The sequence below is a fragment of the Labrys sp. LIt4 genome (assembly GCF_017813775.1).
Taxonomy (GTDB): Bacteria; Pseudomonadota; Alphaproteobacteria; order Rhizobiales; family Labraceae; genus Labrys; species Labrys okinawensis_A.
On the sequence record NZ_JAGIPY010000017.1, the window covers coordinates 111,423 to 120,813 of the forward strand.

Consider the following 9,391-nt stretch of genomic DNA (forward strand, 5'->3'; position numbering starts at 1 on the left):
ATCCAAGCAAGACATGGTTTCTGATCCGGATGGATCAAGAAACCCCTTTCCAAGGGAGGCTGGCCGCACCTTCTCATGGCTTCGCATGTCGATCATATCCGCGAGATCGAAAGCGTCGGCCTGGGCGCAGCGACCATGCGCGACGCCACGGTTGTGCAAAGCTGGCTGCGCTGCATCAACAAGCATCGCTTGGATCCGGCCCAGGCCTGCGAGGCCTACATCGTGCCGGATACCCAATTGCGCGAGCATCGCCAGCAATCGGAAGAACTGATCACAATCGCCCGCTCGGGCCTCGAAAGCCTGTTCCGCCAGGTGGCGGGGCAGAACTACGTGCTGCTGCTCTCGGACAGGGCCGGCGTGACCGTGGATTTCTACGGAGACCCGCTGTTCGACAACAATCTGCGCAAGGCCGGCCTCTATCTGGGCTCCGAATGGTCGGAATCGCGGGCCGGCACCTGCGCCGTCGGCGCCTGCATCGAAGCCGGCGAGGCCTTGACCATTCATCAGACCGACCATTTCGACAATACCCACACGCCGCTCTCCTGCACCGCCGCTCCGATCTACGATATTCAGGGCGGGCTCTCGGCGGTGCTCGACATCTCCCTGCTTTCCTCGCCGATCAAGAAGGCCAGCCAGAACCTGGCCCTGCATCTCGTCTCGGCCACGGTGCGGCGGATCGAGCTCGCCAACCTGATGGCGCAATCGAGCCGCGAATGGGTGCTGCGCTTCTCACGCTCCCCGGAATTTCTCGATGTCGACCCTGAAGCCGGCATCGCCATCGACGGTTCCGGCCGCATCATCGGCATGACCAATGGCGGCGCCAAGGTGCTGGCGCGCTCGGGCAATCTCGACTGGCGCGACCCGCAAGCCCTGATCGGCCAGCCCTTGTCACGCTTCTTCGACATGGACATCGACGACCTGCCCGATCTGACGCGCCAGCATCGCCCGCAGGATCGCCTCGTCTTCGCGCGCGACGGCAACGCCCTGTTCGCCCATGCCATCGAGCCCAATATTGCCGTGCGCTCGCCGGCAGGGGCACGCCACGACATTCCCGCCTCGCTGCGCAATCTGAGCGGCGGCGACGGCCAGCTTGCCGCCTTGCAGGCCAAGGTCGCCAAGCTCGCGCCCCGGCCGGTCTCGATCCTCATCCAGGGCGAAACCGGCACGGGCAAGGAATATCTGGCCCGCGCCATCCACGAGGCGAGCGGCCGAACCGGCAAGTTCGTGGCGGTGAACTGCGCGGCGATCCCCGAGCCGCTGATCGAAAGCGAATTGTTCGGCCATCTGCCGGGTGCCTTCACCGGTGCGGCCCCGCGGGGGCGCATCGGGCTGATCGAGGAGGCCAATGGCGGCACGCTCTTCCTCGATGAGATCGGCGACATGCCGTTGGCGCTCCAGAGCCGGTTCCTGCGGGTGTTGTCGGAGCGGGAGCTGACGCCGGTGGGCGCTTCGCGCGCCAAGCCGCTGGACATCAGGGTGGTGTCGGCCTCCAACCGGCCGCTCGAGGCGCTCGCCAGGGATGGCGGCTTTCGCGAGGACCTGCTCTACCGGCTCAATGCCGCGACGCTCGTGCTGCCCGCCTTGCGCGAGCGATCCGATTTCGTCTGGCTGCTCGACAAGATCCTTGCCAAGCACCGCATGAACGGCGAGGCGCTGGCGGTTGCGCCGGCGGCCCTGCTCGCGCTCAAGGCCTATCACTGGCCCGGCAATATCCGCGAACTCGACAATGTGGTCTCGGTGGCCGCGGTGCTGTGCCACAATGGCGTCATCGAAGTGAGCGACCTGCCCGAAACCTTGTTGCGGCGGGCGCTTCCGCAGAGCAGCGAGGAGCCGCATACGCAAAGAGGCGCTCTCGAGGCCGTGCTCGCCAGCTGCAATTGGAATGTGTCAGAGGCGGCACGCAGCCTGGGCGTCGACCGGTCCACGGTGCATCGCCAGATCAAACGCCATGGCCTGAACCACCGCAACTGACCTGTTGCAGCAGCCCTGCCACAGCTGTGGCATTCGTTGCACGCCGTGCAACGGTGATGGGTATCCAAGCAGCCGGAAACCGCGCCAGGCCGCGGCTTCCGACAGTTGGCACGGCGATTGCTCTTCCTGCCCAACAACCTGCAACAGGGGAGGAAGACAAGGATGAAGGCCCTGCGATTTCATGCCGCCAAGGATTTGCGGCTCGAAGAACTGCCCAAGCCAGGACAACCGGCGCCCGGACAGGTTCTGATCCGCAATCGTTTCGTCGGCATCTGCGGCACGGATCTGCACGAATATGCCTATGGCCCGATCTTCATCCCGGTCGAGCCGCATCCCTTCAGCGGGGCGAGCGGTCCGCAGGTGCTCGGCCATGAATTCGGCGGCGTCGTCGAGGCGGTCGGCGCAGGGGTCGAGGCGGTGAAGCCGGGCGACCGGATCTCGGTGCAGCCGCTGATCATGCCGCGCTCGGGCGATTATTTCGCCGATCGCGGCCTCTTCCATCTGAGCCCCCTGCTCGCTTTGGCCGGGCTGAGCTGGATCTCGGGCGGCATGGCCGACTACGCCCTGCTCAACGACTACAATGTGCAGAAGATCCCCGACGCGCTGAGTGACGAGGAAGCGGCCTTGGTCGAGCCCAGCGCGGTGGCCGTCTATGCCTGCGACCGCGGAGGCGTCACCGCCGGCTCGAGCGTGCTGGTCACCGGCGCCGGCCCGATCGGCCTGCTCACCTTGCTGGCGGCGCGGGCCGCCGGTGCCGCCCAGCTCTTCGTCTCCGACATCAACGACAAGCGCCTCGCCTTCGCCAAGGCGGCCCTGCCCGATCTCGTCACCATCAATCCCAAGCGTGACAATCCCGGCGATGTGGTGCGCGAACTCAGCGAAGGCAAGGTCGGCTGCGACGTCGCGATCGAATGCGTGGGCAACGAACATGCCCTCAAGGCCTGCCTCGACGCCGTGCGCAAGCAGGGCGTGGTGGTCCAGACCGGCCTGCATCCGCATGAGAATCCGCTCGACTGGTTCCAGGTCACCTTCAAGGATGTCGATATTCGCGGCTCCTGGGCCTATCCCACCCACTACTGGCCGCGCGTCATCCGCCTGATCAGTTCCGGCCTGCTGCCGGCGAAGAAGGTCGTGACCCGCAAGATCACGCTCGACGCGGCCGTCACAGACGGCTTCGACGCCCTGCTCGACCCGGCCGGCGAACAGCTCAAGATCCTGATCGACCTGGCTGGATAACGCCGGATCGCAGCGGCAGGCTCGGAAACAAGGAGTTACACCAAACAAGCGTTCCTTCTCTGCCCGACGTAACAATCACGACCAAACACAATAAACCGGAGGAAATACCATGCTCGATCAAAGTCCGCAGGCCAGGGTGGACGCGGTTCTGGCCAAGCTCGAAAAGGCGCTCGCAAGCGGCGATATCGATGCCGCAGTCAACCTGTTCCAGGAAGATTGCTATTGGCGAGACCTGGTGACCTTCACCTGGAACATCCGCACCCTGGAAGGGCGCGATGCCATCGGCGAAATGCTGAAGTCGCAGCTCGCCGCCATCAAACCCGGGCATTTCCGCCAGGATGCCAACGAAGCTGCCAGCGACGGCAATGGCGTGACCGAGGGCTGGTTCGAGTTCGAAACGGAGGTGGCACGCGGCTATGGCCATATCCGCCTGAAGAACGGCCTGATCTGGACGCTTCTCACCACCATGAGCGAGCTGAAGGGCCATGAGGAGCCCAAGGGGTTCCGCCGTCCGATGGGCGCCGAGCACGGCAGCGATCCCGCCCGCAAGACCTGGAAGGAGAAGCGCGAAGCCGAGGCTTCGGAACTGGGCTTCACCGAGCAGCCCTATGTCGTCATCATCGGCGGCGGCCAGGGCGGCATCGCCCTCGGCGCCCGGCTGCGGCAGCTCGGCGTACCGACCATCATCATCGAGAAGAACGAGCGCCCGGGCGACAGCTGGCGCAAGCGCTACAAGTCGCTCTGCCTGCACGATCCCGTCTGGTACGACCACCTGCCCTACATCCCCTTCCCCGAGAATTGGCCGGTTTTCGCACCGAAGGACAAGATCGGCGACTGGCTGGAGATGTATACCAAGGTAATGGAGCTGAACTATTGGAGCTCCACCACCTGCAAATCCGCGAGCTTCGACGAAACGACCAAGGAATGGACCGTGATCGTCGAGCGGGACGGCCGCGAGATCACCTTGAAGCCCAAGCAGCTGGTGCTCGCCACCGGCATGTCGGGCAAGGCCAACGTGCCGAAAATCAAGGGCCAGGACATCTTCAAGGGCGAGCAGCAGCATTCCTCCACCCATCCCGGCCCGGATGCCTATCGCGGCAAGAAGGTGGTGGTGGTCGGCTCCAACAACTCGGCCCACGACATCTGCGCGGCCTTGTGGGAAGGCGGCGCCGACGTCACCATGCTGCAGCGGTCCTCCACGCATATCGTGAAATCGGACTCGCTGATGGAGATCGGGCTCGGCGACCTCTATTCGGAGCGCGCGGTGGCCGCAGGCATGACCACCCGCAAGGCCGATCTGATCTTCGCCTCGCTGCCCTATCGCATCCTGCACGAGTTCCAGGTGCCCGTGTACAACAAGATCCGCGAGAAGGACGCCGAGTTCTACAAGAGGCTCGAAAAGGCCGGCTTCATGCTCGATTTCGGCGATGACGATTCCGGCCTGTTCATGAAATATCTGCGCCGCGGCTCGGGCTATTACATCGACGTCGGCGCCTGCGACCTGGTGGCGGATGGCCGGATCAAGCTGGTCAGCGGCGTTGGCATCCGCGAATTGAGCGAGGGCGGCGTGGTGCTGGAGGATGGCCGGGAACTACCCGCCGATCTCATCGTCTATGCAACCGGCTATGGCTCGATGAATGGCTGGGCCGCCGATCTGATCTCCAAGGAAGTGGCCGACAAGGTCGGCAAGTGCTGGGGCCTCGGCTCTGATACCACCAAGGACCCCGGGCCGTGGGAAGGCGAGCAGCGCAACATGTGGAAGCCCACGCAGCAGGAGGCCCTATGGTTCCATGGCGGCAATCTGCACCAGTCGCGCCATTATTCACTCTATTTGTCCCTGCAGCTCAAGGCCCGCAAGGAGGCGATCCCGACACCGGTCTACAAGATTCAGGAACGGCATCATCTGTCCTGAGGTGGATGCCGGCCACGCCGTGAGGCGGTGAGGCGACTGTGCTGATGTCGCGCCGCCCGCAATCAGCGCCCCCATCCTTCCCGTGCCGACAGGCTCGACAGAGCAGCGAGCAGGTCGGTCTGGGTGACAAGCCCGGCAATGCGCTTGTCGTCGTCCACGACGACGACGGCATGGGCGGTGCCGTCGGTGAGGGCGGGCACCAGCCCGAGGGCCGGCGCTTCCGGCGTGGAAAGGGTGGGCAGCGTCATCACCTCGCCGACCTGCTTTACCGGCCCGGCGAGGTCGCGCAGGCCCACCGTGCCCACCACGCGGTCGTGGAAGTCGATCACCGGCAGGGTGCGGACATTATGCTCCAGCAGGAGCCTGATGGCCGTTTCGGCGCTGGCTTCGGGCTCGACGGTGACGATGTCGCGCGACATGATGTCGGCACAGGTGAGATCGGCATGGGAGCGCGACAACGCCCGCTGCTCGACCCGCCGCAGCAAGCGGTCGAGGTCCTGGCGATCGATGTCGAAGGTCTCGCCGAGATCGCTCAGCGCCCCCTCGATATCCTCGTCGCGAAAGCCCACCCGCAGGGAAGGCGCGGGATCGGCGGTACCGTGCGTGCTGGCCGGGGCGGAGGCCGGCACATGCGGATAGGGATGGCGGGAAAAGCGGTGGAACAGCCAGCCCAGCGTCACCAGCAATGTCGAGTTGAGGCAGACCGGCACCAGGGCAAAGCCGAAGCCGGCGGCGGCCACCGCCGGTCCGCCGATCACCGCCGTCAGGGCGGCGGCCCCGCCCGGCGGATGGAGGCAACGCGTCAGCGACATCACAGCGATGGCGAGGCCGACCGCCAAGCCGATGGCCAGCATCGGCTCATGCACGAACCGGGTGACCGCGATGCCGCACAGCGCCGAAAGCGTATTGCCGCCGATGATCGACCAAGGCTGGGCCAGCGGACTGGCCGGCACGGCAAAGAGCAGCACGGCCGAAGCGCCGACGGGAGCGACGATGAAGGGCAGATGCGGATCGCGGCCGAAGACGAGCGTGCAGACCAGGCCGGTCAAGCCGATGCCCGCGATGGCGCCCAGGCTGGCGAACAGCCGGTCGCGCAGGGTGGCGCCGGCCAGGATCGGCACGAACAGCTTGAAGGGAAGAAACGCCATAGCTTGACCCGGCAGATAGGATGGGCGTGGTCCGCCCTGGGCGCGATATATCGCGAAGCGATAGGTGCTTAAAGCTTAGGCAGCAGGCATTCAAGGTACGAAAGGACGCAGCGAGACCGTTCCCGGGTGCGCGGACGTCTCGTCCGCCCTTCCCTACCGACAAACGCTGCGTTTCCAAGAGCGGACGGGACGTCCGCGCACCCGGGGATCGAAGTGCAAAACCGGATCGCATCTGTACTCTCCCCTCGCACCTCGTCCACAAATCACCTATCTGGACATCATGGCATCCGTCACCGGCCCCGAAATCGAACGCCTGATCCAGCTGCTCGCGCGCCTGCCCGGGCTCGGGCCGCGTTCGGCCCGCCGGGCGGCGCTGACGCTGATCAAGAAGCGCGAGCAGTTGATGGTGCCGCTGTCTTCGGCCCTGCAGATCGCCTGCGAGCGCGTGGTGGTCTGCTCGAACTGCGGCAATATCGACACCTGCGACCCCTGCACCTTGTGCAGCGATCCCCGGCGCGAGAACACGCTCCTGGTGGTCGTCGAGGATGTCGCCGATCTCTGGGCCCTGGAACGGGCCGGCGTCGTCAATGCCCGCTACCATGTGCTCGGCGGCACGCTCTCGCCGCTCGATGGCGTCGGCCCCGAAGATCTCACCATCGACAGGTTGGTCGCACGCGTCGCCGAGGGCGGCGTCTCCGAGGTGATTCTCGCCCTCAATGCCACGGTCGACGGCCAGACCACCGCCCATTACGTCACCGACCTTCTGGCCCCCACGGGCGTCAAGGTGACGAAACTGGCGCATGGCGTGCCGGTCGGAGGCGAGCTTGACTATCTCGACGAGGGCACCCTGGCTGCCGCGATCCGCAGCCGGACGCCGTTTTGAGGCCTATCATCCCGGACGCGATGCAGCACGCAGTGATGCGTCGCAGATCCGGGACCGCAGGACGAGAAAGGCGGTCCATTCTTCACCCGGTCCCGTGTCTGCATCGCGGCACTCCGCGCCGCAATGCGCACGGGATGACATCCATATAGGAATCCCCAATGCCCCAGCTCATCGTCACCTATTGGCGCGACATTCCCACCATGGTGGTGGCCAAGCAGGGCCGCACCAGCGCCAAGCGCGAACTGAGCTCGCGCTTCGGCGAGGCCGTCGACATGGCGGCGATGCGCGGCGGTGCCGCCGGCACGGACGATTATCTCGCCGAGTTCCACCGCAGCCCCCCGATCGAGTGCGGCGACGACCTCGAAGCGGAAGTTTCGGCGGCGGCGGCCAAGATCGAGGCGGAATACGACAAGGAACGGCTGGCGGCTCTTGCCAAGAATGGCGGCAGAGAAAACCGCTGATCGCCCCAACGCGAGTTCCCTGAGACATGCGCACGCCCGCTGCCTTCGAAGCCACCGGAAAGCCACCGCGCGACGCGAAGAAATTCGCCTTGCGCTTCTGGGCCATCCGCCATTCCGCCGCGATGGAACGGATCTATCACGGCGTCGAGTGGACGCTGGTCAAGCTCTCGCCCTTGTTCACGGCGATTGGCTGGGACAGGCTGGAAAAGCCGGTGGCCAAGGTGGAGAAGCTGGTCAAGTCGAGCCTGTTCGACTGCAAGATGTGCGGCCAATGCGCTCTCTCTTCCACCGGCATGTCCTGCCCGATGAATTGCCCCAAGGGCCTGCGCAACGGTCCCTGCGGCGGCGTCAGGGCCAATGGCAATTGCGAGGTCTATGCCGACATGCCCTGCGTCTGGGTCAAGGCCTATGAGGGCTCGCGCAACATGGCCGGCGGCAGCGCCATCGAGGTGCCGCAGGCACCGGTCGATCACCGGCTGAAGGGGCAGTCCTCCTGGCTCTCCGTTGCCCGCGAAAAATCCGGCTACAATGCCAGGATCGCGGCGGAGAAGGCGGCAGCGGCGGCCGCCGCCAAGGCCAAGGCTGCAGCCGAGAAATCCGCTGCGGCAGCCAAGTCCACTGCGGCCGCGGCGAGCGGAGGCAAGCCATGACGATCGACACCAGGCTGCCCCATCCCGACGATTTCGGCCCTCATCCGGCCGCGCCCCTGCCCGAACTGCCGGGCCATACCTCGCGCGGACGTCTCGAGCGCGTGCTGCGCCGCGGCGAATTCGCCGTCACGGCCGAGCTCAACCCGCCCGATTCGGCCAATCCCGACGACGTGCTCGAACGAGTGAAGCCGTTCGAGGGCTGGGTCGATGCCATCAACGCCACCGACGGCTCCGGCGCCAACTGCCACATGTCCTCGGTAGCGATCTGCGCCCTGTTGACCCGTGTCGGCTATTCGCCGGTGTTCCAGATCTCCTGCCGCGACTACAACCGCATCGCCATCCAGGGCAATGTCCTCGGCGCGGCGGCGCTCGGCGTGTGCAACGTGCTCTGCCTGTCCGGCGACGGCGTGCAGAGCGGCGACCATCCCGAGGCCAAGCCGGTCTTCGACCTCGATTCGACTGCCCTGCTGTCCACTATCCGCACCATGCGCGACGAGCAGCGCTTCCTGTCGGGCCGCAAGATCACCACGCCGCCCGCCATGTTCCTGGGCGCGGCGGCCAATCCCTTCGTGCCGCCCTATGATTTCCGGCCGATCAACCTGGCCAAGAAGATCCAGGCCGGAGCGCAGTTCATCCAGACCCAATATTGCTTCGACATTCCCCTGCTCGAACGTTTCATGGCGCGCATCCGCGACATGGGTCTGCATGAGAAGTGCTTCATCATGGTCGGTGTCGGCCCGCTTGCCTCCGCCCGCACGGCCAAATGGATGCGCTCCAACGTGCCCGGCGTGCACGTGCCCGACGACGTGATCAAGCGCCTGGAAGGCGCGCAGGATCAGAAGGAGGAAGGCAAGCGCTTGTGCATCGACATCATCCAGCAGGTCCGCGAGATCAGGGGTGTCGCCGGGGTGCATGTGATGGCCTACCGCCAGGAGGAATATGTCGCCGAGATCGTGCATGAATCCGGCGTGCTCGCCGGCCGCACGCCCTGGCGCCGCGACATGGCCCCGAGCCCGATCCCGCATGAGGAGATCGTTGCGACGCCGTAGAGTGTCCGGCAACTGTAGTTGAGCGAGTGTCAGGCCTTGAACGGGGCCTGATCGCGCAAGATTGCATTGAGAGTGATGAGG

8 protein-coding genes are annotated in these 9,391 nt (G+C 65.5%); 7 read left to right on the forward strand and 1 reads right to left on the reverse strand.

What is annotated here, in order from left to right:
• Positions 1-75 precede the first annotated feature (75 nt).
• The 3 genes from J8I29_RS24625 to J8I29_RS24635 all read left to right on the forward strand — a co-directional run bounded on the left by J8I29_RS24625 (position 76) and on the right by J8I29_RS24635 (position 5,119).
• Positions 76-1,971, forward strand: a complete 1,896-nt coding sequence (locus J8I29_RS24625) for a sigma-54-dependent Fis family transcriptional regulator (RefSeq protein ID WP_209433659.1) — start codon at positions 76-78, stop codon at positions 1,969-1,971.
• A 162-nt stretch (positions 1,972-2,133) separates the two neighbouring features.
• Entirely contained in the window at positions 2,134-3,207 is a 1,074-nt protein-coding gene (locus J8I29_RS24630) for a 2,3-butanediol dehydrogenase (RefSeq protein WP_209433660.1), read from the forward strand.
• Positions 3,208-3,316: 109 nt separating this feature from the next.
• On the forward strand, positions 3,317-5,119 hold the full coding sequence (locus J8I29_RS24635; RefSeq protein WP_209433661.1) for an NAD(P)/FAD-dependent oxidoreductase: 1,803 nt from the start codon (positions 3,317-3,319) through the stop codon (positions 5,117-5,119).
• 62 nt (positions 5,120-5,181) lie between these two features.
• Here the strand turns inward: J8I29_RS24635 and J8I29_RS24640 are convergent, their stop codons facing one another.
• Positions 5,182-6,267: an HPP family protein gene (locus J8I29_RS24640; protein WP_105861213.1), complete on the reverse strand. Its 1,086-nt coding sequence runs from the start codon at positions 6,265-6,267 to the stop codon at positions 5,182-5,184.
• Between the two features lie 280 nt (positions 6,268-6,547).
• Here J8I29_RS24640 and recR point away from each other — a divergent pair, with 280 nt between their 5' ends.
• From recR to J8I29_RS24660, 4 genes are all read left to right on the forward strand, one after another.
• A complete protein-coding gene (gene recR / locus J8I29_RS24645) occupies positions 6,548-7,150 on the forward strand; it encodes a recombination mediator RecR (RefSeq protein WP_105861212.1) in 603 nt (200 codons plus the stop codon).
• Between the two features lie 158 nt (positions 7,151-7,308).
• Positions 7,309-7,611, forward strand: a complete 303-nt coding sequence (locus tag J8I29_RS24650; RefSeq protein ID WP_068283113.1) for a virulence factor — start codon at positions 7,309-7,311, stop codon at positions 7,609-7,611.
• A 26-nt stretch (positions 7,612-7,637) separates the two neighbouring features.
• On the forward strand, positions 7,638-8,261 hold the full coding sequence (locus tag J8I29_RS24655; RefSeq protein ID WP_105861211.1) for a methylenetetrahydrofolate reductase C-terminal domain-containing protein: 624 nt from the start codon (positions 7,638-7,640) through the stop codon (positions 8,259-8,261).
• Entirely contained in the window at positions 8,258-9,310 is a 1,053-nt protein-coding gene (locus J8I29_RS24660; RefSeq protein ID WP_105861210.1) for a methylenetetrahydrofolate reductase, read from the forward strand. Before J8I29_RS24655 ends, J8I29_RS24660 begins: the two co-directional genes overlap by 4 nt.
• Positions 9,311-9,391: the final 81 nt, after the last annotated feature.

Coding starts and splice junctions, on each gene's coding strand:
- J8I29_RS24625 (WP_209433659.1), top strand. CDS start 76: ATGGCTTCGCATGTCGATCATATCCGCGAGATCGAAAGCGTCGGCCTG.
- J8I29_RS24630 (WP_209433660.1), top strand. CDS start 2,134: ATGAAGGCCCTGCGATTTCATGCCGCCAAGGATTTGCGGCTCGAAGAA.
- J8I29_RS24635 (WP_209433661.1), top strand. CDS start 3,317: ATGCTCGATCAAAGTCCGCAGGCCAGGGTGGACGCGGTTCTGGCCAAG.
- J8I29_RS24640 (WP_105861213.1), bottom strand. CDS start 6,267: ATGGCGTTTCTTCCCTTCAAGCTGTTCGTGCCGATCCTGGCCGGCGCC.
- recR (WP_105861212.1), top strand. CDS start 6,548: ATGGCATCCGTCACCGGCCCCGAAATCGAACGCCTGATCCAGCTGCTC.
- J8I29_RS24650 (WP_068283113.1), top strand. CDS start 7,309: ATGCCCCAGCTCATCGTCACCTATTGGCGCGACATTCCCACCATGGTG.
- J8I29_RS24655 (WP_105861211.1), top strand. CDS start 7,638: ATGCGCACGCCCGCTGCCTTCGAAGCCACCGGAAAGCCACCGCGCGAC.
- J8I29_RS24660 (WP_105861210.1), top strand. CDS start 8,258: ATGACGATCGACACCAGGCTGCCCCATCCCGACGATTTCGGCCCTCAT.